The sequence below is a fragment of the Hathewaya proteolytica DSM 3090 genome (assembly GCF_900142225.1).
Lineage (GTDB): Bacteria > Bacillota > Clostridia > Clostridiales > Clostridiaceae > Hathewaya > Hathewaya proteolytica.
Genome location: NZ_FRAD01000008.1, coordinates 101,864 through 123,963 on the forward strand (window position 1 = coordinate 101,864; position 22,100 = coordinate 123,963).

The following is a 22,100-nucleotide window of genomic DNA, read 5'->3' on the forward strand; positions in this document are numbered from 1 at the left end:
AAATATATATTATATTTACAATAAAAGTTCTTACACTTGTAATGAGTGTAAGAACTTTTTTCTGTAGAGGGGGATATATATAATGAGAAAGATTTATAATGAAAGTCAGTTTTTAGAGCTAAGTAAATATTCAAGAGAAATTATTGAAAGTACTAGAGAAATAATTTCTATACTAAATGAAAATTATGGGGAGGATAGAGAGGTTGACAATGATTTAGGTGGATATATACTTATAGCAGAAAATATCGTAGATATCGAAGTATTGAAGCAAGATAAATTACAAGGTTTAGTGCCAGAATATACTGATGTCATTGAATGTAGTGAAGGAGTTAATTGGACTTCTTCACTATTTTTACTTTCAAGTGATTTTTCAATTCTAGTAGTAACAACCGAAGAACTTTCTAAGTTCCTATTAGAATAAGATAAGGAGGTTAAATTGATGTGAGTAAGAAAAGCGAAGATAAGATAATCAAAGAAACTAAGTACTGTAAGATAATAAACCAAGGAAAAGTTGGAGATGATGAGTATACATATACAATTGAAAAAATCTATATCAAAGAGCTAAAAAGAAATGAAGTAAGGTTCTGTGTATATAAAGCAACCAGAAGAGGTGATGAAACATATATTCCAAGAAGCCTTGATGTGACTGAATTAGAGTTATTAGAGCTAATAAAAGAATCAATAAAGAATCAAGTATTTTCAGAAGAATTTATAACAATGTTAAAACAAGAAATAAGCAAAGTATAAAGTCTTAATTACTATTGATGTAGTGATTAAGACTTTTATTATTTTTAGGAGGTAGAAGGTAATGAAAAGAATTTTATGTGTAGGCGTAATTAGAAATGGAAAGATAACTATAAAAACTTGTAATGAAAAGGAGATAGAGAAGTATGTTCAAGAAAAATAATAGATATGTAACTAGAGGAGTAAATGAGGAAATTGATATAAGATTACAACTTATTATATGGAGTATGATTGATAAGTTGAATGATGAAGGAAATGTTGAGCTAGATTACTTACAAGTGTTCAAGCTAAGAAAAGAAGATAATAAGATTGTAATAAATCAAAGTCAAGAAGTTCCTAAATATTCAAGAACATATGAAATAGAGTTAGAAGATATTGAGATTGATAATGAAATTAAGGTATATGTAATAGACAACGGAGTTGAAGGGAGTACTATGTTATTTCCTTGGGAATATTGATGAGATGGGGGAAAAAATGAAGAAGTTAAGTAAAGAAAAGACCTTTGATTATGATAGTAAAGAGCTTTTAGGAGTAATGCGTTTCGACTTCTATGATGGAGGACTTTCTAATCAATGGAATCCAAGAGAATTAATAATATAATTGAATGATAGAAAAGAAATAAACCTAAAGAAGTTACAAGAAGAACTAAATTACATTCAGTTTATATTGATAAGGGACTTCAATAAAGTTGTAGAGCTATGTAATGGTATAGGTTATGATAAAGAAGCTTTAGTATATATAGAGCTTGAAGAAGGTAAGTATGTAGTAAAGTTAATACCTGTACTAGATAGTTACTCATACATATACATTTATAAGAGATAGGAGGAGAAATTAATGGATATTGTAACAGTAATAAAAGTAGTTGGAACAATACTAACAGTTGTAGCAACATCAGTAGAAGCAATAAATAAGAAGTAGTAAACAAAGAATTAATAAGTATAATAATGAAAGTAATAGGGGGCAAAGGGGGCAGAGTGGAAGAGAAAATTGCATAGTAACTTTCAAGTTGATGAAACTAAAAATACTTTTCTAAAATCTCTACCACCTATCCCCCTTTTCAACCTAAAGTAAAAAATGTTTATATTTTTTTAGTAGTTAATAAATACTAATGATTATAAGTTAAGAAATTAAGAAGTGATTAATAAAGAAAAGCGAAATAAGAAGTCATAAACATAAGAAAATAATAATAGATACCTTTACTTGAAATATGAGAAAACAATAGACAATCCTAGTCATTCAGTAGGAGGAATACTTCAAAAAGCTATGATAACACATCAGAAAACAGAGATTTCATAAAGAGTGAATAAATAATAGCAATCAGAATAAAAGCTACGAATAAAGGCTAAATAAACTGTTTTTACTGATATGTTCAAATATATATTATAAATATGATAAAAGAGTTAATGTTTCTAATGAAAGAAACATTAACTCTTTTCTATATAGTTACAAAGAAAGGAGTAAGAATAGTTAAAAGATTATAAGTGATTTTACAATAGAAAATCACTTGTTTTATCAATCTTATAAAAAACTTATAAAGAAAGTAAGATTATATTAAGTTAAAAAAGGAGGTGATGGAATGGGCAATATGAGGAAGAAGAGTGAAAATTACAGAGGTATCTATAAGGATATGGTTGAAGTTTTAGGGCATGAGATAACATTAAAAGTATATGAGAATTATAAAGGTCAGCAGATAACATTTCCAGTGAGATTATATTCGGATAAATATGTAATTGATTATTTAAATAAGTATTATGATGGAAAGAACCTAAAACAGATATCAAGGAAATTAGGATATACATGTAATTGGCTACAAAAAGTAATAAAAAAAAATGGGATAAACAAAAGGAAGAGAGGAGAAAAGAAATAATGAATATTTTTGATGCAGGTGGATTAGTATCTTTTGTAGCATTAGTAATGAGTTTAATAGTAGGAATAGGTATATATATGCTACTAAATAATTTGTTTGAGATTAAACATTTTGGATTTGGGGCATTGATAAGTTTCTTCTTTGGTTGTGTTCTTGCTGGAGCTTTTATCGTTAATATTATTGCTGGTTTATTAGGTGGTTTCCTTTCTGTAGTATGGGGATTAGCAAAGATAATAGCTATAATTGCAATACTAGGTTATGGTATAATATTAATTTATAATAAAGTAACTGCTAAAAAGCAGAATAAGCATAAGGGTGATAAGTAGTTATGAATATAAAAGGTAGAGAAATTAAAGTTAATAAAAATATTTTAATTATTGTAGGGGTAATAGTTTTTATAACCATTGGTTTTATAGGTAAAGGTAATAATGAAGAAAAGAGAATGATTGAAAATACTGTTAAAGCAATAGAAGCAAGAGATTATGATTATGCAGAGGAAGCATTGGCAAGTGTAGTAGATGGTAATAATAAGAAAGTGGACAAGTTGTGGAATATTATAAAATGTTACAAGGGTGCACAAACAGAATTTTATGCAGGTAATATTAATAAGGCAAATGAGTATTTAGAAGACATGAATAATGAATATAAAAAATATGATACATTAAAAGAGGATGTTGAAAAATTAAAGGCTGATGTAAAAGAAAGGGAAGCATTCATAGAGGAGATACGAGGGAAAATTCCTGAATATGAAAAGGTACTTAAGAATAAAGAATATGAGAAGTATAATGAGATTCAAGGGGAGATTAAAGAAATAGGTAATAAAGATTTTTACTTTAAATTACCACAAGATATTTTAACTAAATTAAATAAATTAGAGCTTAGTTTGGGAGAAGGTATTGGAGAATATAATTCAATAAAAGCGGAAAAGCAGAAACAGGATGAAGAAAAAGAATCGAAAGCGATTGCTGAAAAATTCACACCAGAGATGGCTAAAGAATACGCCGAAAAAGATACTAATATAAACACTGGTAATACAAGATTAGAAATCATTTCTACACCAGAATATGATGAAGCTGGAATAAAGTATTACAAGGTTGCTGTTTATTTAAAAGATAGTAATGAATTGATGTACTATTATGCAGTTTATGCCACAGGTGGAACACAGTTTTTAAGTTATAACTAAGTTTTAATAAAGCTTTATTTATCATTAGAGATAGATAAAGCTTTATTTTTCTATTTTTTTTTATTAAAATAAAAATTATTTTAACTTAATTTTTATTAGAAGAATATTTGATATAGAAGTATAGAAGTATAGTAATAAATTTTTTATTATTAAAGTTTATTATAAAATATAATTGTTATCGTTAAATTTATATGGCAATAGTAACGATATTTTCATTACATAACAGAGGTAAGAATTTTATATAAATAATTATTAACGAGGAGAAACTAAATTATGACAAAGGTAAATGATAGTAAAAATGATAGTAATAAGTGTGTAAATGAATATTTAAATGGAGCAGATAAATATTATTTATCTGGGAAATATGATATATCTATTAGAACTATTGATAGATGGATATTAGATTTGGGAGTAAGTAAGGTTAAACTTAGGATTTTAAGAAGACATGATAAGATATCAATGGATATACAATATGAAGTATTTAAAGCATTAGGTAGTAATCCTATATTTTATGGATACAATGACTCAGAATGGAATATAAATAGAGTTATTAACTATATAAAAAGGACATATGGTATTGAAGTTAATAGGAGAATGGCAGCGGTTTTGATGGAAGACGCAAGAGCTTTAGGTTATATATATAAAACAGAGCAAGTTTATGATGATATAGGAAGGTTAGATGAGTTAGGATATAGTATAGTGTTACTAGATTATATTAAAATTGGTAGGATTAAGAGATTAGAGGTAGAACCATTAGGTATAAGAGATTATACAGAGGATGTACTTGATGTAAATCTTGTAATTGGGAGGGCTAATGAAAAGATATATTTAGATGTTATTGTATCAGAATTGGAAATAGTTGATAAAGAAAAGAGGGTTGTTATATATAAAACTAGTGATGAACAAAGTAGAATTAAGCAAAGGATTCAGAGAAAGTCAATTATAAATGATAAGTATGATTTATTGAATAGAATCAAGAAATCAGAAAGAACACAAAATATTGTATTTATAAGCAAGTATGATAAAGATATTGAAAAGTTACAAAGAAAGAGAAGTAATATAAAATATTTTATCGTAGATGAAGGGATATATAGTGAATTACTACAAAGTAAGTATGAGGGTAACTATGTTAAACCAATAGCACAGTATATGTATGATGATAATAATAAAAACAGACGTTTTAGGAATGTAGCAGATATAAGCAATACAGTACAGGGAAAGGTAGAATCATATGTCTCAAAAGTTACTAAATATAAAAATAGCATTAGAAATGATATAAAAATAAAAAATGAAAAAGAAGATATATTACATATAAATGGCGAAAATAAAGAAAAACTCTTTAAAATAATAAATGATAACTTTATATATAACATTTAAGACAGAGAAGAAAGTACTCTGTCTTTTAATTTTATATTAAGTCCATTGAGGTGAGAAAAAAATGCCCATATCTTATAATAGTTCTTGTAAGTAATGAAGAAACGCCAAGGAAAAATAAAGGTGATAAAGAGAAAAAATAAGGTTATAAAAGTATAAATAAGGAGGGGAAAAGATGACAGAACAAGAGCAATGGCAAGAATTTTTGAATATGGGATTCATAGTTAAGGAAAGAACAGGTGAAATACTGGGTTTGAATGCAAATCTATTTGCATCATACATAGATAGAAGATTTAAATTAATTTACACCAAAGAAGATTTTTACAATTACAAAGAAAAGTTAGGAAAATGGATTAAGGTTGAAGATATGAAAATGAGGACTACCTTAAGAAAAATTCTCCTTAGCTACTGTGATAGTATTTGGACAAGAAAGCTAGAGGATGAATATATAGAAGCATTAAAAAGAACTGTATTCTTTGAAGGAGAACTAAATAGTAATAGAAGATTTATAAATATGCTTAATGGGATGTATGATTTAGAAACTCATACATTAATAGAGCATAGTTATACGTACTACAGCACTATTCAAATTCCTATTGAATATGACCCAAAGGCTGAATGTCCTAGCTTTCAAAGATTCTTAGATGAGTCGTTTTTAGGGGATGAAGAGTCAATAAAAGTAGCTGAGGAATGGTTAGGCTATTCCATGACATCTGAAACTAAAGCTCAAAAAGCGTTAGTACTATATGCAAAAGGTAGAAATGGAAAAGGCGTATATCTTCACATACTAGGAAAATGTGTAGGAAAAGAAAATACTACTAATATAGCAATCACGGAATTAAGCAATTCATTCATGCGTTCAACTTTAAATAACAAACTAGCTAACATATGCAGTGAAATGGAGTTAAATAGTAAAAGCTTAAATACTCAGTATTTCAAGATGATAACTGGTGAGGATGACATAATGGCTGAGGAAAAATATAAACAAGCTTATTCACTTAAGCCAACAGTAAAACTAATTTACTCAACTAATAATTTACCTCATACAAAGGATGTTACATTAGGTTTTAAGAGAAGATTATGTGTTCTTCACTTTAGAAATACTGTAGCAGAAAAGGATATTGATATAAATCTAAAGGAAAAACTAGAGAAAGAGCTTTCGGGGATATTTAATCTAGCAATGAAAGGCTTGAAAAGACTAGTAGATAATAACTATCAATTTACTAAATGCAGTATTTCAGATGAATTACTGAAAGAGTATGAAAAAGATCTTAACCCTATGATTTCTTTCTTTGAAGAGTGCATTGAGCAAGCTGATGAGACTTATAGGGAAGACAGAAAGATAATTTACAATACTTTTAAAGTGTGGGCTGATGCTAATGGGATGAAGGGTTATGCAGATATAAGTTCTAGAAAATTCTGGACTAAATTTAATGAGCAAATGGAATTTTTAGAATACGAGTATAAAACGGGACATTCTAATAAACTTAGCTATTACACAGGAGTAAAAGTTGTAGGAGAATACAGGATTGATAAGAACCATCCAATGTACAATGGATTTCCATTGGGTGGATAGGAAAGAATGAGGTGGATTTGAAAAAGTCTAAAATCTAATCAAATCAACAGGTTGGGTAGGTGGGAAGGTAAATTTCCTTAAAAATACCCAAAAGATATTTTTAAAAGAAATAATAGAATAGTTTTTTTTCAAGGAAAGCTCCCACCGAACCTAATTGAGTGAAATCAATAGGTTCAGAAAGAAACAATCAAACAATCAAAACCCCACAATATCACCAAATAAAGATAGTGGATTAAATTTAATCAAATAAACTGAAAAGGAGAATGATGAAATGGCAGTAGTAAAAAGGAGACCAGTTCCAAAAACAACAGATAAAACAGAGGGAAAAAGTAGTGAAGTAATTACATGGAAACCAGAGGAGGAAGATCTGAACTCAAACGAACCAAGAGAAAGAAGACGATGTCCTAGAACAAGCGATTTAAAAACTAATCAAAATGAAGTAGAAGAAGGAGAGGGTATAGTAACAATGGATAATTTAGAACAAGAACAATGTAACCAAGAACAAAGTAATTACGAATTACATATGTTTCAACCATCAGTAAGTCAAACAACCAGTAGAGGTAACCTTAAGGCAGGAGCTATGTCAATTGTAAAGTCTAACTGTGGAAAAAGAATTACAATTTCTAAAGAAGTAATGGAAAAGTTAAATAATCCATCAAAGATTGTAATATCATTTTCAGATGAAAGCATAGCCATTGGAGAGTATTTGCCTAACAACAATAATCAGTTACATTTAAAGATGGTAGGAAAGAAAGCAATTATTTATTCTGCTGGTTTAGTAACTGAGATAGCAAAGAAATATCAATTAGATTTCAGTACTAGAACATCAATAACATTTACACAAGTTGGCTATGTAGAAAGCAATGGATATACTGTTGCAATAATAAAAATAAAATAAATGATTTCAAGGAGGATGAAACATGGACAAGTCTAAGAGAGTAGAAGAAATAATGGAGATTTTATCACAGGTAATACTAGATACATTCAACAGGGAAAAGTCCCTGAAAATAAGTAGTTGTTAAGTAAGGACATAAGCTTGATACTAACCAAAATATGATTAGTATCAAGCTAATAAAATAAATGATAAAAAGGAGAGATTAACAATGGCAGTTATAAAAAAAGATGGAAGAAGTGTACAAATAGAACTAGGGTGTAAGAAATGCAAAGTAAAAAGTTATGAACCAAATGGAAGAAAGATTATTAAACAACAAGTATTTAACCAAGGATATGTAACCTTTGAACTTGAGGATGGAACATTGGTTGAACAATACGTGCTTATAACACCGTGGAATAGATACTTATTTTATAAGTTAATTAAGGCGATTAAGGGTGAGTTCAATATAAATGATGAGTGTGAAAACTTTCAATATGAAGAATTAATAGGTAAAGAGGTTGTTATAGAGCTAGAGGATGAACATAAGGATACTGGTACATACACTAATATTACTAATATCTATAATGTTGAAGATGGAGAAATTCTAATAATTGATGACAATAAGAGAAAAGAGAAGAGGTTTTCAGAAATGGAGAAAAATAACCTAATAAATATGCAGTACATGACCAATAAGGTGAATGAAAATATCAATTATATTGATACAGGTATTGAGGACATGGAGAATGAGGAGATTAACTTCTAAGTAAGGGAATTTATTACACTTGGTATTAGAATAAATATCAAGTGTAATTATAAAAAACTGAGATACATATAACTGTGAAGAGTATTTTACTAAATGACATGATAAGTATATATTATAAACCTGATGATAAATAAAATGGAGGAAATTAAAATGTTAAGTATCAAAACAAGAGTTGCAATTTATTCAAGGGTAAGTACCATTGAACAGGCTGAAGAAGGTTATAGTATAGATGAACAAGAAAGATTGTTAATAGAGTGGTGTAGGAAGATGGACTATGAAGTCTATAAGTGTTATGCAGATAGGGGAATTAGTGGTAAAGATATTAAGAGTAGACCAGCATTAAAAGAGTTGTTAAGTGATGCAGAGGAAAAGAAATTTGATATGGTTTTATCATGGAAGATTAATCGTGTCAGTAGAAAACTTGAAGATGTATTAAAAATAGTTAATCTTCTTGAGAATAACAATATTTCTTTCAAATCTTATTCAGAACCATTTGAGACAGATACACCAGCAGGTAAAATGCAATTTCAAATGATGGCGTTAATAGGAGAATTCGAGAGAGGAACAATAGCTCAGAATGTAAAAATGGGCATGTGTGCAAAGGCTAGAACAGGAGAATGGTGTGGGGGGAAAGTATTGGGTTATGACTTAGTTCCACTTGAAAAGCAAAAAGGAGATAAGAGAACAAAAACAATACTTACTATAAATGAAAGAGAAGCAGAATCAGTTAGATTGATATTCAATGAATACGCTGATGGAAAAGGATACAAGGCTATTACTAATCAATTGAATAAGCTAGGTTATAAGACTAAGAAGAGGAATAGTTTTTCAGTGGGTTCAATAAGAGATATTCTAACTAATCCAGTCTATATAGGAAAAATAAGATACAATGTAAGGCAGAATTGGAGTGAAAAGAGAAGGAGGAACATCAATGCTAATCCAATAATAACTGATGGAATACATGAACCTATAATAGATGAAAAGTTATGGGATAAAGTACAAGCAATAATGGAAAGTAAGAAAGGTAAGCCTTCAAGAATATATGATGGTGAATATCCACTAACAGGAATATTAAGATGTCCTAAGTGTGGAGCGGGAATGGTAATATCAAGAACTACTAATAAGTTAGCTGATGGTACTAAGAAGAGAATAGCATATTACTGTTGTGGAAATTGGAAGAATAAAGGTACAAGTGTATGTAATTCTAATACAATAAGAGTAGATAAAGCTAATGAATATGTATTTAGTAAGTTATCAGAGTTACTTTCTAATGAAAAGATGGTAAAAACAATAGTTAATAATGTTAATAAGGAAAGAATTAGAAAGGTAAATCCAGCAAAGAAGGACTTATCAAAAATAGATAATGAGCTAGAAAAATTAGATAAGAAAAGAGCTAAGTTATTTGAAGCTTATGAGGATGAGATAATAACTAAGGAAGAGTTTAAGTTAAGAAAAGAAGAACTAATGAAGAGAGTTAAGGTTTTAGAAGAAGAGAAAGCTCCACTACTAGTAACACTTTCAGATGATGTAAATGAGGAAGTACCATATGAACTTGTTAAAAGTATCTTAGAGAACTTTAGTAAAGTATTAACTGAAAGCTCAACAAGAGAGCAACAGAAGAAGTTATTACATATGATAATTTCTGAAATAACTATCAATGAACTAAGGGAGATTGATTCAATAAAGATTAAATTAGATGATAAATTAATAAATTATTTAAGCAAAGAAGAAGGAGTATCCATGAAGGGTACTCCTTCTTATTTTATGCTAAGAAATATTGGGATAAAGACATTGAATTTAGATATTGCTATATAGATATCACCAGAATGTAATATTGAGATTGTTATTAGATGAAATTATAATATATAGTATATAGAGTTAATTTATATATAAGAGTATATCATAGTATGAAAATTGAATATTATAGTAGAATTAGTTGTATATAAATTTAATGATATAAATATATAATTTTACAGGGAGAGCCTCAATGAGAAAAGAAAACATGAATTTAGGAAGAACTACATATGTTAACAATGGTATAGATATGGCAAATATTTTCTTTAATATTTCTCAAGAAGATGAGAAGACATCCAAAATTTTATATGAAAAAGGATATTATAATCAATCTGTTTATTTTTGTATACAATCTATGGAAAAGTATGTGAAGTTTTTTATTTGTAAAAAAGTTGATATATCAAATAAATATTTTGCAAATAAAATAAGAGAAACAGGACATTCAATAGATAGTTCAATAGATTTTCTTATAGAAATTATAGCTGGTAATGATAATTTACTAAGAGAGCAAATCAGTAATCAAATTAAAAATCAAATATTGCATGGAGTAAAGCTTTCAAGATTGTATAATGCAGTTAGATATCCTTTTTACAGTGAATATAATAAAAGCTATAAAATTTTAAAAATGTCACTAATAGATTGTAAAGAGATGTATATGATGTTTGAAGCACTTAAAAAAATGTTACAAGATTTAGGGAGAATTTAAATATATATTTTTTATGTTAAAAATATTAGTATAAAGAATTTTAATTTAAATAAAACTTAATAAATTATTTAAGCAATGAAGAAGGAGTATCTATGAAGGGTATTCCTTCTTCATTTATGTTAAGAAATATTGGAATAAATACATTGAATTTAGATATTGCTATATAACAATAAAAAATAAAATGAAAAAATATTGAGGATAGTATATAAGAAGGTATATTATTTTAGTATAAAGAATTTATTGGAGGTAATAAGCCTATGACATTAGAAATTAATTTTAAAAAATATATAGAGGAGATTGAATTAATAGATGCTCAAAATCGTGTTGAGTGTGATTTATATTCAATAATTGCATATATTATTAGGGCCAGTAAACAAGGTGTGAATATTTCTTTAAGAGATGTTTCTACAAGGCGAGGAACTGAATTTTCTAAAAGGTTTATAGGTGATTCGAGATTTCCAGACTTTGTAATAAGAGCAAGAGAGATGAGTAATGACGCGAAAGTTCTTGGAGCAATGGAGGTAAAATATGTAACTGAAGATTTAGATTTGGAAAAACATTTAGAGCAGTTAAGTGGGAATATTAACTCATATAAGCAAGTAATTTATACAAATGGACTTGTATGGAGATTTTATAAGTTAGATAAATATAAAAAAGATGAACAACCTGTATGGGAATTTAGACTTGCAGAGGAGAGGAAAGGCAGAATTGAATGGGGAGGTGGTGATGAATGGAATAAATTATTAAAAAAATTAGATGATATAGATTGGATAGGACAAAAGTAATTTATAAATATTAAATTTAAGTTTAAATAATAGATAAATATTATAAGAATTCATAAAGAGCATAAGAAAGAATTCTAGGGAAGTATTGGAATAAAGTGCAACAAAAGAAATTGGTTCATATGATATTATCAGAAATAAGAATAAATGAAGTAAGAGAAATAGATTTAATAAAACTAAAAATAAATGATAGTCTAGTAGATTATCTAAGTAAGGAAGAAGGAGTATCTATAAAGGGTACTCTTTCTTCTTTTATGTTGAGAAATCTTGATATAAATACATTAAACTTAGATATTGCTATATAAATTTTATGTAATATGTTGGGAAGCTAGATATAAATGTCAATACTATACATATAAGATTTAGCAGTATCTATAGGAGGTATTTATAATATGTTAATAGTATTGGAAAGAGAAAAATTATATGAAGAAATTTGGAATATCAAGATGAAGGATTTAGCCAAATCTTATGGTATTTCAGAAGTAAGTTTAAGAAAATATTGTAGGCAGTTAAATGTCCCATTTCCTCAAAGTGGTTATTGGACAAAAGTTAGAAATGGAAGTAATCCTAAAAGAATAGCATTACCTAATTTTAATGGCGATAATAAGATAGTTATACAAAGATACGAATACAACAAAAAAACTACTTATAATAAAGATGACAGATTAAAACATATGGAAGAAGATGAAAAAAATAAAGTATTAGAATTTCGTAATAATATAAAAGTTACTGAAAAATTATATAAACCACATCCATTGCTTAAGGAAATCAAGTTCTATAGTGATAATAGAGATATGCTAAGAGATGGTAGAGCTAAGAATATAGATTTAAAAGTATCAAATGAATTAAGAAGCAGAGCTATTAGGCTAATGAATACAATTTTGAAAAATCTAGAAGCGTTAGGATTTCAGATAAAAAGTAAAGATAAAGATACTAGGGTATGTATAGGAAAAGAAGAAGTTAAAATTGGTTTAAAGGAAAAGCTTGTTAGGGTTGAACATATAAAAACTGATAAAGATTCTTATTGGAGCCCAGCATATGACTATAAGTACTCTGGAGAATTAACATTATTTATTGATGATTATGAAGCTCCAAGGAAAAATTGGAGAGATTTAAGCAATAGAAAGTTAGAAGAAATGATAGGTGATTTTATAATTACGGTTATTGATACTGCTGAAATTATTAGAGTTAAGAAGGAAAAGAGAGCAAGAGAAGATGAAATAAGAAAGCAACAAGAGATTGAAAAAAGAAAACTAAAGAAGAGACAAGAGTATGATATGAAAAAAATAGATGAATTAAAAGTATGTGCTGAAAATTATATGGTATCAATTAAAATGGAAGAATATATAAGTGAATTAGAAAAAGAGATAACCAATATTATAGACAATGAAAAAAGAGATAAGATTTGTAGCTATATAAAATGGGCAAGAGAGAAAATAGATTGGCTAAATCCAATTAATCAGAAATATGATGAGTTGCTTGGTAAAAAATATAATGATGATTTGTATGATGTTAAATTTCAAGATGGTGGTGATGAGTGTTGGTGGTAATGTATTTTTAATATTTATTAATGCCTTAGGAGGTTAAATTCATGGAATTAAGTATAGAAAATATTCATATTTTTGATGAAAGAGTATCACAAAAGTTTAGGGGTTTTATAGAGTTACGTAAAGATGAGTTTAATATAGATAAAAGTTATAAGTTTAAAATTATTTATAATGCAGAATCTGTATTAAATGATGAAGATTTTAATTTTGAGCATTCAATATATAAAAATGTAACTTTAAAGTTTAAAAATGATAATAAAAAAAGTACTGCTTTAAGTATGCAATTAGAAAAGTGTAGAGATATATTAAAAGAGTATAATATTGAATGCTACAGACTATCAATAGAAGGAGATTGCATAGATGAAAATAATGTAACGTTCATTTTAGAAGAAGATAATAGTGAACCTTCATATTTTGGACGTGGAAAGAAGAAGAAGAGAAGTACAGTAGTAATGATAATGCCTAATAAGGAGTTTACAACAGAAACAATATCTAAATTTTATAATGAAAGAATGAGTGAAATATTTAATAAATTTTATGAGTGTATTAATATGGATAGCGAAATCATGTGTAAGATTTTAGAGGTTGAGTATAAAGATGATATAAATTATATCTATAGAGAGTTTTGTGAACAATATCATGATTGGTGGTTCGCTAATGAAAATAAGAGCAATGAATTAAGAGATAGATTATTAAATAAAACTAAGTTAGTATTAGGAATAGAGGATTAATAAAGAGAAAGTCCACGATTATTAATGATACTAAGATTACAGTAAATGAGCTAAGAGAAGTGGAAGAATAAGACTAAAAATAAATTATAGGTTAGTAAAATATTTAAAGTAAAGGAGGAGGAGTATCTATTAAGGGTACCCTTCTTCTTTTATGTTAAGAAAAATTTGAACAAATACGTTGAATTTAGATATTGATATATAAATATATTAGATTTAATTGGTAATAATGATTAATTATAAAATAATAAATGGAAAGTTACTTGACAAAACCAATAAAAATAGTAAAATTAGATTATGGAATTTATGGAGGTGAGAAAATGTCTAATGATTTAATCATTGATATGAAGGAAGAAGATAAAAAAGTAATAGTTCAAGCATTACAAAATGGATTGGAAAGATTTAATGAGCATATGGGCAATACTAGAACTGTAACTAATATGGGATATACGGGTACTAAGTGGGACATGATAAATACAGAGTGCCGAGACGCATTGCCAGAAAAGAAATATGATGTAGTGGTTTGTAAAAGGGGTGTTTGGCAATTAATATTAATGTATGATAAAGATACTAAGACATTATATACTTTAATGAAAGAAAAAAGATATGAAGAGGTATGTAAAACAGTAAAAAGCAATAAAGTACATTATTTAGAAGCGATAGCAACTGTAAATAAAGGATTGGTAGAAGAAAGGCAAGAACAAATAGCTTTCTTCGAAGGATTTAATGAATTGAAAGTTGAGAAGATGCAAAATACAGTAGAACAGCTATTAAATAAGATTGATGGTGAAGTCAAAAAGCATGTATTAATTACATTTACAGATAAAAGCTTAGAATTATGTTCAATTTCAGCTTTAATTGTCACACCTTCGTTACAAATATTATGTAAGGAAGATTGGACAGAATACATTGAACCTAAATATAGTCTTGATGTAAGTACTATAGATATATATAGTGAAGATGAAGAAATTGAGCTAGGACTTAAAGTTACAAAAGAAAATATTGATAATATGAGAATAAAGAGAAATAGAGAAAAGAGAAATAGAAATTAGTAACCAGATAGTTTCTCTTTGGAGGAATAGCTATGATTAAAAATATGGAGTTTAATGGTGAAAGATTAAAAAATGCCAGATTATATAGAGGAAAAACAATAACAGACCTAGCTGATGAAACAGGGATTTCAAAGCAGGCTATATCGCAATTTGAAAATGGAAAGGCAACACCAAGCATAGAAACTTTATTAAAGATAATGAATGTTTTAAAATTCCCAAGAGAATATTTCAGACAAGTTGATGAAGATATAACAGTAAATACTTTCTTTAGAGCATTATTAACAACTAGTAAGAAAGAACAATTAGTTCAAGTAACAAGAACAAAAACACTTGCTAAAATTTATGAATTTTTAGAGGAGTATATAGATTTTCCAGAGTTTAAGATTCCACAAATAGATATAGAAAATATTGATATTGAGGAAATTACATTAGAGCTAAGAGACTATTGGGGATTAGGTGTTAATCCTATAGGAAATATAATTAATGTTATGGAGAAAAATGGGATAGTAGTTAGCTCATTAAAAACAAATGAAAGTAAAATTGATGCATTTACACAAATTCATAAAGTACACAATGTAGAGAGACCATTCGTTGTTGTTGGAGATGATAAGGAATCAGCTGTTAGAAGGCAGTTTAGCATGACTCATGAATTAGGTCATATAATACTTCATAACAATAGTATTGAGGTAGATGAGTTAAGTAGGGAAGAGTATAAAATGATGGAAGAAGAAGCAAATAATTTTGCTGCTGCATTTTTACTTCCTAAAGAAAGTTTTTTAACTGATGTTATGCAATATCCTAATAAGCTAGAATTTTATGTAGAACTAAAAAGGAAATGGAAGGTATCTATTTCAGCAATGATAATAAGAGCATTTAAATTAAATGCTATTACACATAATCAATACCAATATTTAATGAAACAATTATCAAAAAAGGGATGGAGAGTTAAGGAACCTTTAGATGATCTAATTGTTACACCAAAACCAGTATTATTAAAGAAGTCTATAGATATGTTAATAACAAATGATGTTATGAATGAAACAGAAATAGTTAATGAACTAGCTAATTATGGAATGGCTTTAGATACTGATGAGATTGAAATGTTGTTATCTTTAGATAAAGGTAGATTAAGAAAAAAGGATAGTAATAATATAGTTATTAATTTAAAGAGAGAGTAATGATGAGTTGAATACTCTCTCTAATTTATATAGGAGAATATATGAGAGAAATAGTTAGAAATTATTTGTTTAATAAGTATGATGAATTGGAATATAAAAATAAGTTAACTAGTTTAAAGTTTTATTATAAGTATAATGAGGTAAATATAAATTTATACTTTGATGCATATGATGTGGACAGCCTGTCATTTAGTGTTATTTTAAGTTATGATGGAGAGTATTACTTTACAAGTTTAAACATAATGAATAATACAATAAAAACAGAATATTTAGTTGATATACCATCAAAGATATTAGGTAAAATATTAGTGGACAACAAGTTAGAGCAATTTTATTTTAAGATGGAAGAGTATATTTTAAATAATGAACCAATAAAAATAAACTATGAGAAGGATAAATTATTTGTTAATACAATTAAATATAAGAAAAAAGGTACTAACCTTCCGTTTTGGCATCATATACGAAAGGTTAGAATGTCGGATATAACATTAAATGAATTAAGTGAATATGGAGATATATCTAGGACAGCATTAATAGAAATACAAAATAGAAACTTAACATTAGTTAGAACTGGAGACCCGAAAAAGCGGAATAATCTAACAATGATATTAAATCAAAGTGGTATAAAATTAAATTAAGTACTGTAATAAATGAAAATTTTTACTTGTCAAACAAAGAGAAGAGAGATAAGTAAGTTTATTTATTATATGTATTAGTATAGTAAGTGAGGAAATATTAGAGTTAATAAGAGAATCTAAAAATACACAATTTGAGTTAAATTAGGAATATTCTATATGAGGAGATATATTATGAGATGTTTAAGTTGTTCAAATATAATAAATAGTATAGATAACTTATTGATTGGTTTTAACCCAGATGAATATGGATTAAGTAGAAGTGAGTCAAGTAATATTCTTAAGTGTACTAGTTGTAATGAAGATATATTGTATGGAGATTATTACTTAGATGAAGAATGTTCAGATATTGATGATATTCAAGATGATTTATGTAATATAATTGCAGAAGCTATAGAAAAAAATATTAAATCATGTTCTATTTGTGGACATGGAAATAGGATGAGAGATTTACAAGCTGGTCTATATGTTAATTTTAAAGAAGATGATGAATGGGAAAAGTTATTGGATAGATATAATGTGTGTACAGAATTGCAAGAACTTATAAGTAATAATAGTTTAGTAGATGAAGAATATTATGATTTAATAATAGAAAATATTAGATGTCCTAATTGTGGAAATGGTGAGGGTGCATATAATAAAGATACTATAGATTATGAAAAATTTAATACATACTCAGAAGTATATACAAAGAATGATATTGAATTATTTGATGAAAGATTTTATGGAGATTATCCATCAATTAAGCAATACTTAAAATTACTGGATGAAACAATAACTGTAGATGAGCTTGAGAATTTTAGGGATGAATACATAGAGAATCCTGTATTTATATGTAATAATAAAGTATTTAAAACTATATACTCGAAGTTAGAAGAAATATATAATAAAAAGCAATTCATTTCGCTATATCCTTCTAAAAGAGTATTTAGGGCAAGAGCCAATACAGCTGGAAAAATACACCCAAAAGAGAAAATGTGGAATCCACCCAACAGTAAACCTAATCAAGGAAGATATAATTGCCATGGTAAATCGGTTTTATATTGTTCTAATAATATTGAAGTATTAAGAGAAGAAATAGAAATTAGACAATGTGAAGAATATAATTTTGCAGTGTTTAGGTTACTAAATACTATTAATGTACTTCCAGTAGATTTGATATTTGATGATTTTGATGGATTTATAAACGACGATGCTGAAGATGATAGCTGTTTAAAAAAGAAGTATATTATTACGAATATAGTTCAAATGATATGTGAGCAAATTGGATATAATGGAGTGGCATATAAGTCTGCAAAGGATAGCAGATATGTAAATTATGCACTTTTTAATTTTAAAAAAGATATAGATATTGAGGTTATAAAAGTATTTAAAGATAGTGATATAAAAAGGAGTGAAATGGAACAAATAATTTATGAAATAGAGAGATATAAAAGAATAAAGTAATATTTTATTAGTATACACAAAAAACCTCACTTATTACTTATACGGAGAACCGTACCATAAGTGATGCTCCAAATCTTTGATTTGGTTAGCAGAACTTACTCATTCGAACGCATGTGAGAAGGAGTTTCATTTAAGAATAAATGAGTTTTTTAGCCTTAAGCATTGACATAACTTGCCTAAGGCTATTTTTACAAGTAGAAATACCATATCATAAGTAAAAACAATAATAGTAATGAATAAGAGAAGGAAATATTGTCAAAAATATAATTATGAGAAAATATCTCAAAAAAGTTCACGATTTAAGAAATATGTAATATAATATAATTAAGAGGTGAGAAAAATGCTTATTCAATTTAATTTTAAAAATTATAAGGGCTTTAAATATGGAACATCATTAGATATGACAGCTACATCATTAAAAGAGCATCAATATAATTTAATAGATATGGGAAGTGAAAAAATACTTAAAATTGCAGCAATATATGGAGCTAATGCAAGTGGTAAAAGCACAGTGATTGAGGCCTTTGGTTTTATGAATAATTTTATATTAAATTCATTTAAATATTCAACTAGCAATATAGATATACCATTAAAGAGATATGCTTTTGATAAAAGCTCAAAATTAGAACCAGCAGAGTTTGAGGTTTTTATTAAATATAAAAATGATGAATATCAATATGGATTTAAAATAGATAACAAAAGGGTATTGGAAGAATGGTTATACAAAAGAGATTTTAGAAGTAAAAAAACAGCTAAGTATAACAGTTTATTTGAGAGAGTTGGTAAACAAATAGAGTGTTCAACACAATTAAAGGATGCTAAAAGTTTAGCATTAATCACAGAGGATAATACATTGTTTTTATCAATTTGTTCTAATGCTAAAATTCCATATGTTAAAGATGTTATGGAATGGTTTAATAATACAACTATTGTTGACATGGGAGATTGTGAAATAGAAGGCCTTATAACAAGAGGAGTATCTTCCGTAATTGAAGATAGAGAATATCAAAAAGAATTAGTAAGATTTTTAAATGCAATAGATATTAATATAGTAGATATAAAAGTTGAAAAAATAAATATAGAAGGAGAAAAAAATAGATATAGAATATATTCTTATCATAATGTTGAGGATAGTAGTGAATTAGTTGGGATACCATTTTATGAAGAGTCTAGTGGAACACAAAAAATGTTTGCATTATATAGTTTATTTAAACATTCAATTGAATTAGGAATGCCAATATTTATAGATGAACTAGATGCAAAATTGCATCCATTATTAATGAAATATATACTAAGTATGTTTCATAGTGAAGAAACTAATGAAAATGGAGCACAATTAATTTATACAGCACATGATGACTTTACACTTAATAAAGATATATTTAGAAGAGACCAGATATGGTTTGTAGAAAAGGATATAAATTCAGTTGCGACTTTATATTCATTAGCAGAATATAAGGTTGGTGATAAAAAAGTAAGGAATGATGCTAGTTATAATAAGGATTATTTATCAGGAAAGTATGGAGCAATACCTATATTAAATTCATTTTATATCAGTGAGGATAAAAAATATGAGTAAGTTGGGACGAGAGGGAAAAAGAAAAGCAAGAAAAATTAGTGTTAGAGATGAACGTCCTGAAACATGTTTAATAATTACAGAGGGTACTGAAACTGAAGTGAATTATTTTGATAATATGAAGAAAATTATTAATAATAGATATAGGAATAGAGAGATTCAAGAAAATTATCCAATAAAAGTAGAAGGTAAGGGACGTAGTACAAGTGTACTAGTAAATGAAGCTATAAAAAGAAAAAATAGAGAGAATTTTAGTAAAGTATGGGTTGTATTTGATAAAGATGACAATTCAGATTTTGATCTGGCAATTAAGATAGCTAAAGAAAATAATATCGAAGTAGCATGGTCTAACGAAAGTTTTGAGCTATGGTTATTATTACATTTTCAAGATTTAAGTGTAGGTATAAAAAGAAATCAAGATTTAAGTAATTTAAATAATCATTTTAAAAATAATAATATTAATAATGGAATATATAATAAAAATATATCCAATATTTTTGATGTGATGTTAGACAAAGTGGATATGGCAATAACTAGAAGTGAAAAACTACGCAAACATTATGATATACAGCGTGAACAGTATGCCTCTAATATGAATCCTGGAACAACGGTTGATATTTTAGTAAAAGAATTGATGGATTATATTAGATGACGAGATACATAGTGTGAACTTTATTATAGAAAAAACCTCACTTACTACTAATACGGTGAACCCCGTACCATAAGTGATGATCCAAATCTTTGAGTTGCCTAATACACGCTTATAGTGCAATAAAATATAATGTAAAAACCCTTTTACATGGTGAAAAGAGTGATGTAAAGTAGTTTTGCTAGCATGAATATGCTCCAGATTATAGAATGTAAGTGGGAGGGATATCAGAGTGGACATTAGCAGACAAATAAAAAAATATAGACTGGATTCAAAGTTATCTCAAGAAGATTTGGCTGAAAAAATATATGTAACACGACAGACCATTTCAAATTGGGAGAATGGTAAGAACTATCCAGATATAAATAGCTTGGTATTATTAAGTAATCTTTTTGGTATTTCTCTTGATATTCTAGTTAAAGGAGATTTGGAGGAAATGAAAGAAGAAATTAAAACAGAGGACATTAAAAAATTTAACCGTGACGGAGCAATCTTTACTTTATTATTTATTACAACAATATTATTGGGCGTTCCACTATTTCTTTTCTTAGAGTTTATTGGGGTTGCCATTTGGTGTGTGATATTTGGCGTCACAATGTATTATGGAAGATGTGTTGAGAAACAAAAGAAAGCTTATGATGTTCAAACCTTTAGAGAGATCGTAGCTTTTACCGAAGGAAAAAAACTTGATGAAATTGAAAAGAGGTGTGAGGTTGCAAAACGCCCATACCAAGATATACTAGCAGTAATCTGTTCGGGATTGATTGCAGCAGTTGTCGCTATAGGAATGCATTTCTTATTTAGATTAATTGGGTGTATCAAATAGTTAATGATTTGGGAATTTTAATTTATATATTATTTAAAGATTTCTAAATAAAAAGAGTGCTAATCTTGTGAGGATGGAGCACTTTTTTCTTTTAACTTCTATATTAAGAATATATAGTGGTGTAACTTAGAAATTCAGAATTCATATAATTATAATTGTTGTTTATATATGTAATAGTCTTCTGACATGCTATAATTTATTATGAAATGAAAATTCAATTGGGGGAATATTAATACATGGAGGAAAGGTATTGCTTCAACAATGTAATGGAGAAAAAGATTCTTGATTCGATTATACAAGGAGGGAAGCAATGAATATTGAAATTAAAAAATGTATCAAAAGCACTTTTTCAGTAATTGGTAAGGAGGGTTCAACAGTAGAAGGGAATGATTTTATAAATAATTTATGGGAAAATGCCAATAATCACTTTGATGAAATTGAATCTTTTGCAAAAAAAGATGAAGAAGGAAATATTGTAGGTATTTGGGGATTGATGAGTGATTTCTCAAGGTCTTTTAAGACTTGGGAGGACAATTTTACAAAAGGATTATATTTAGCAGGAGTAGAAGCAAGTGACAATGTACAAGCACCAAATAACTGGACAAAATGGACAGTCCCTGCATCTGAATATCTTTATATAAAGGTTGATAGAGAATATAAAGAAACCTTTGATTATGTCTTAAATTACATGAATACCAATGATATTAACCTAGTAGGTGCTGTATTTGATTACAATTGTCCCGATGAAAATGGACAGTTATATTTATTTTTCCCAATCAAAAGGTTGTGATTAAATAGAA

26 protein-coding genes are annotated in these 22,100 nt (G+C 27.5%); all 26 read left to right on the forward strand.

The features are described from left to right. Nucleotides 1-82: 82 nt before the first annotated feature. The 26 genes from BUA73_RS05720 (at nucleotide 83) to BUA73_RS05840 (ending at nucleotide 22,090) form a co-directional block, all read left to right on the forward strand. Complete coding sequence (locus BUA73_RS05720; RefSeq protein WP_072903186.1) at nucleotides 83-421, forward strand: hypothetical protein; 339 nt, start codon at nucleotides 83-85, stop codon at nucleotides 419-421. Between the two features lie 20 nt (nucleotides 422-441). Then, nucleotides 442-747: a hypothetical protein gene (locus tag BUA73_RS05725; protein WP_072903187.1), complete on the forward strand. Its 306-nt coding sequence runs from the start codon at nucleotides 442-444 to the stop codon at nucleotides 745-747. 143 nt (nucleotides 748-890) lie between these two features. After that, nucleotides 891-1,202, forward strand: a complete 312-nt coding sequence (locus BUA73_RS05730; RefSeq protein ID WP_072903188.1) for a DUF960 family protein — start codon at nucleotides 891-893, stop codon at nucleotides 1,200-1,202. Between the two features lie 16 nt (nucleotides 1,203-1,218). Further along, on the forward strand, nucleotides 1,219-1,344 hold the full coding sequence (locus BUA73_RS14505) for a hypothetical protein (RefSeq protein ID WP_278319407.1): 126 nt from the start codon (nucleotides 1,219-1,221) through the stop codon (nucleotides 1,342-1,344). After that, on the forward strand, nucleotides 1,345-1,566 hold the full coding sequence (locus BUA73_RS14340; protein ID WP_242942336.1) for a hypothetical protein: 222 nt from the start codon (nucleotides 1,345-1,347) through the stop codon (nucleotides 1,564-1,566). A gap of 754 nt (nucleotides 1,567-2,320) precedes the next feature. Then, nucleotides 2,321-2,611: a Mor transcription activator family protein gene (locus BUA73_RS05740; RefSeq protein ID WP_242942337.1), complete on the forward strand. Its 291-nt coding sequence runs from the start codon at nucleotides 2,321-2,323 to the stop codon at nucleotides 2,609-2,611. After that, the gene (locus BUA73_RS05745; protein ID WP_072903189.1) at nucleotides 2,611-2,937 is read left to right on the forward strand and encodes a hypothetical protein; all 327 of its coding nucleotides are present in this window, start codon (nucleotides 2,611-2,613) and stop codon (nucleotides 2,935-2,937) included. The genes BUA73_RS05740 and BUA73_RS05745 overlap by 1 nt, the downstream gene beginning before the upstream one ends. A 2-nt stretch (nucleotides 2,938-2,939) precedes the next feature. After that, complete coding sequence (locus tag BUA73_RS05750; protein WP_072903190.1) at nucleotides 2,940-3,794, forward strand: hypothetical protein; 855 nt, start codon at nucleotides 2,940-2,942, stop codon at nucleotides 3,792-3,794. A gap of 273 nt (nucleotides 3,795-4,067) precedes the next feature. Beyond that, nucleotides 4,068-5,171 carry a hypothetical protein gene (locus tag BUA73_RS05755; protein ID WP_072903191.1) on the forward strand — a complete coding sequence of 368 codons (1,104 nt, stop codon included), beginning with the start codon at nucleotides 4,068-4,070 and terminating at the stop codon, nucleotides 5,169-5,171. Between the two features lie 172 nt (nucleotides 5,172-5,343). Further along, a complete protein-coding gene (locus BUA73_RS05760; RefSeq protein WP_072903192.1) occupies nucleotides 5,344-6,744 on the forward strand; it encodes a DNA primase family protein in 1,401 nt (466 codons plus the stop codon). A 271-nt stretch (nucleotides 6,745-7,015) separates the two neighbouring features. After that, on the forward strand, nucleotides 7,016-7,642 hold the full coding sequence (locus BUA73_RS05765) for a hypothetical protein (protein WP_072903193.1): 627 nt from the start codon (nucleotides 7,016-7,018) through the stop codon (nucleotides 7,640-7,642). A 205-nt stretch (nucleotides 7,643-7,847) separates the two neighbouring features. Next, nucleotides 7,848-8,381, forward strand: a complete 534-nt coding sequence (locus BUA73_RS05770; protein WP_072903194.1) for a hypothetical protein — start codon at nucleotides 7,848-7,850, stop codon at nucleotides 8,379-8,381. A gap of 150 nt (nucleotides 8,382-8,531) precedes the next feature. Beyond that, nucleotides 8,532-10,196: a recombinase family protein gene (locus BUA73_RS05775; RefSeq protein ID WP_242942338.1), complete on the forward strand. Its 1,665-nt coding sequence runs from the start codon at nucleotides 8,532-8,534 to the stop codon at nucleotides 10,194-10,196. A gap of 172 nt (nucleotides 10,197-10,368) precedes the next feature. Then, nucleotides 10,369-10,881 (forward strand): HEPN domain-containing protein, encoded by a 513-nt coding sequence (locus BUA73_RS05780; RefSeq protein WP_072903196.1) that lies wholly within the window; start codon nucleotides 10,369-10,371, stop codon nucleotides 10,879-10,881. Nucleotides 10,882-11,138: 257 nt separating this feature from the next. Further along, nucleotides 11,139-11,666, forward strand: a complete 528-nt coding sequence (locus BUA73_RS05785; protein WP_072903197.1) for a hypothetical protein — start codon at nucleotides 11,139-11,141, stop codon at nucleotides 11,664-11,666. Between the two features lie 95 nt (nucleotides 11,667-11,761). After that, nucleotides 11,762-11,968 (forward strand): hypothetical protein, encoded by a 207-nt coding sequence (locus tag BUA73_RS05790; RefSeq protein WP_047001823.1) that lies wholly within the window; start codon nucleotides 11,762-11,764, stop codon nucleotides 11,966-11,968. An 87-nt stretch (nucleotides 11,969-12,055) separates the two neighbouring features. Next, the gene (locus BUA73_RS05795; RefSeq protein WP_072903198.1) at nucleotides 12,056-13,213 is read left to right on the forward strand and encodes a helix-turn-helix domain-containing protein; all 1,158 of its coding nucleotides are present in this window, start codon (nucleotides 12,056-12,058) and stop codon (nucleotides 13,211-13,213) included. 41 nt (nucleotides 13,214-13,254) lie between these two features. Then, on the forward strand, nucleotides 13,255-13,941 hold the full coding sequence (locus BUA73_RS05800) for a hypothetical protein (RefSeq protein WP_072903199.1): 687 nt from the start codon (nucleotides 13,255-13,257) through the stop codon (nucleotides 13,939-13,941). A 317-nt stretch (nucleotides 13,942-14,258) separates the two neighbouring features. Next, nucleotides 14,259-14,990: a DUF5986 family protein gene (locus BUA73_RS05805; protein ID WP_072903200.1), complete on the forward strand. Its 732-nt coding sequence runs from the start codon at nucleotides 14,259-14,261 to the stop codon at nucleotides 14,988-14,990. Between the two features lie 32 nt (nucleotides 14,991-15,022). Beyond that, nucleotides 15,023-16,168 (forward strand): helix-turn-helix domain-containing protein, encoded by a 1,146-nt coding sequence (locus BUA73_RS05810; RefSeq protein WP_072903201.1) that lies wholly within the window; start codon nucleotides 15,023-15,025, stop codon nucleotides 16,166-16,168. A gap of 41 nt (nucleotides 16,169-16,209) precedes the next feature. Beyond that, the gene (locus BUA73_RS05815) at nucleotides 16,210-16,806 is read left to right on the forward strand and encodes a hypothetical protein (RefSeq protein ID WP_072903202.1); all 597 of its coding nucleotides are present in this window, start codon (nucleotides 16,210-16,212) and stop codon (nucleotides 16,804-16,806) included. Between the two features lie 171 nt (nucleotides 16,807-16,977). Beyond that, nucleotides 16,978-18,249, forward strand: coding sequence for an RES family NAD+ phosphorylase (locus BUA73_RS05820; protein ID WP_072903203.1), 1,272 nt, complete (start codon nucleotides 16,978-16,980; stop codon nucleotides 18,247-18,249). A gap of 340 nt (nucleotides 18,250-18,589) precedes the next feature. After that, nucleotides 18,590-19,828 (forward strand): AAA family ATPase, encoded by a 1,239-nt coding sequence (locus tag BUA73_RS05825; RefSeq protein WP_072903204.1) that lies wholly within the window; start codon nucleotides 18,590-18,592, stop codon nucleotides 19,826-19,828. Next, the gene (locus BUA73_RS05830) at nucleotides 19,821-20,477 is read left to right on the forward strand and encodes an RloB family protein (protein WP_072903205.1); all 657 of its coding nucleotides are present in this window, start codon (nucleotides 19,821-19,823) and stop codon (nucleotides 20,475-20,477) included. The genes BUA73_RS05825 and BUA73_RS05830 overlap by 8 nt, the downstream gene beginning before the upstream one ends. A 229-nt stretch (nucleotides 20,478-20,706) precedes the next feature. Beyond that, nucleotides 20,707-21,300 (forward strand): helix-turn-helix domain-containing protein, encoded by a 594-nt coding sequence (locus tag BUA73_RS05835; protein ID WP_072903206.1) that lies wholly within the window; start codon nucleotides 20,707-20,709, stop codon nucleotides 21,298-21,300. Nucleotides 21,301-21,610: 310 nt separating this feature from the next. Next, nucleotides 21,611-22,090 carry a GyrI-like domain-containing protein gene (locus BUA73_RS05840; protein WP_341465303.1) on the forward strand — a complete coding sequence of 160 codons (480 nt, stop codon included), beginning with the start codon at nucleotides 21,611-21,613 and terminating at the stop codon, nucleotides 22,088-22,090. The last annotated feature ends 10 nt before the right edge of the window (nucleotides 22,091-22,100 follow it).

Excerpts from the sequence above, each read along its gene's own strand:
- BUA73_RS05720 (WP_072903186.1), top strand. The coding sequence starts at position 83 with ATGAGAAAGATTTATAATGAAAGTCAGTTTTTAGAGCTAAGTAAATAT.
- BUA73_RS05730 (WP_072903188.1), top strand. The coding sequence starts at position 891 with ATGTTCAAGAAAAATAATAGATATGTAACTAGAGGAGTAAATGAGGAA.
- BUA73_RS14505 (WP_278319407.1), top strand. The coding sequence starts at position 1,219 with ATGAAGAAGTTAAGTAAAGAAAAGACCTTTGATTATGATAGTAAAGAG.
- BUA73_RS05740 (WP_242942337.1), top strand. The coding sequence starts at position 2,321 with ATGGGCAATATGAGGAAGAAGAGTGAAAATTACAGAGGTATCTATAAG.
- BUA73_RS05745 (WP_072903189.1), top strand. The coding sequence starts at position 2,611 with ATGAATATTTTTGATGCAGGTGGATTAGTATCTTTTGTAGCATTAGTA.
- BUA73_RS05750 (WP_072903190.1), top strand. The coding sequence starts at position 2,940 with ATGAATATAAAAGGTAGAGAAATTAAAGTTAATAAAAATATTTTAATT.
- BUA73_RS05755 (WP_072903191.1), top strand. The coding sequence starts at position 4,068 with ATGACAAAGGTAAATGATAGTAAAAATGATAGTAATAAGTGTGTAAAT.
- BUA73_RS05760 (WP_072903192.1), top strand. The coding sequence starts at position 5,344 with ATGACAGAACAAGAGCAATGGCAAGAATTTTTGAATATGGGATTCATA.
- BUA73_RS05765 (WP_072903193.1), top strand. The coding sequence starts at position 7,016 with ATGGCAGTAGTAAAAAGGAGACCAGTTCCAAAAACAACAGATAAAACA.
- BUA73_RS05770 (WP_072903194.1), top strand. The coding sequence starts at position 7,848 with ATGGCAGTTATAAAAAAAGATGGAAGAAGTGTACAAATAGAACTAGGG.
- BUA73_RS05775 (WP_242942338.1), top strand. The coding sequence starts at position 8,532 with ATGTTAAGTATCAAAACAAGAGTTGCAATTTATTCAAGGGTAAGTACC.
- BUA73_RS05780 (WP_072903196.1), top strand. The coding sequence starts at position 10,369 with ATGAGAAAAGAAAACATGAATTTAGGAAGAACTACATATGTTAACAAT.
- BUA73_RS05785 (WP_072903197.1), top strand. The coding sequence starts at position 11,139 with ATGACATTAGAAATTAATTTTAAAAAATATATAGAGGAGATTGAATTA.
- BUA73_RS05795 (WP_072903198.1), top strand. The coding sequence starts at position 12,056 with ATGTTAATAGTATTGGAAAGAGAAAAATTATATGAAGAAATTTGGAAT.
- BUA73_RS05800 (WP_072903199.1), top strand. The coding sequence starts at position 13,255 with ATGGAATTAAGTATAGAAAATATTCATATTTTTGATGAAAGAGTATCA.
- BUA73_RS05805 (WP_072903200.1), top strand. The coding sequence starts at position 14,259 with ATGTCTAATGATTTAATCATTGATATGAAGGAAGAAGATAAAAAAGTA.
- BUA73_RS05810 (WP_072903201.1), top strand. The coding sequence starts at position 15,023 with ATGATTAAAAATATGGAGTTTAATGGTGAAAGATTAAAAAATGCCAGA.
- BUA73_RS05815 (WP_072903202.1), top strand. The coding sequence starts at position 16,210 with ATGAGAGAAATAGTTAGAAATTATTTGTTTAATAAGTATGATGAATTG.
- BUA73_RS05820 (WP_072903203.1), top strand. The coding sequence starts at position 16,978 with ATGAGATGTTTAAGTTGTTCAAATATAATAAATAGTATAGATAACTTA.
- BUA73_RS05825 (WP_072903204.1), top strand. The coding sequence starts at position 18,590 with ATGCTTATTCAATTTAATTTTAAAAATTATAAGGGCTTTAAATATGGA.
- BUA73_RS05830 (WP_072903205.1), top strand. The coding sequence starts at position 19,821 with ATGAGTAAGTTGGGACGAGAGGGAAAAAGAAAAGCAAGAAAAATTAGT.
- BUA73_RS05840 (WP_341465303.1), top strand. The coding sequence starts at position 21,611 with ATGAATATTGAAATTAAAAAATGTATCAAAAGCACTTTTTCAGTAATT.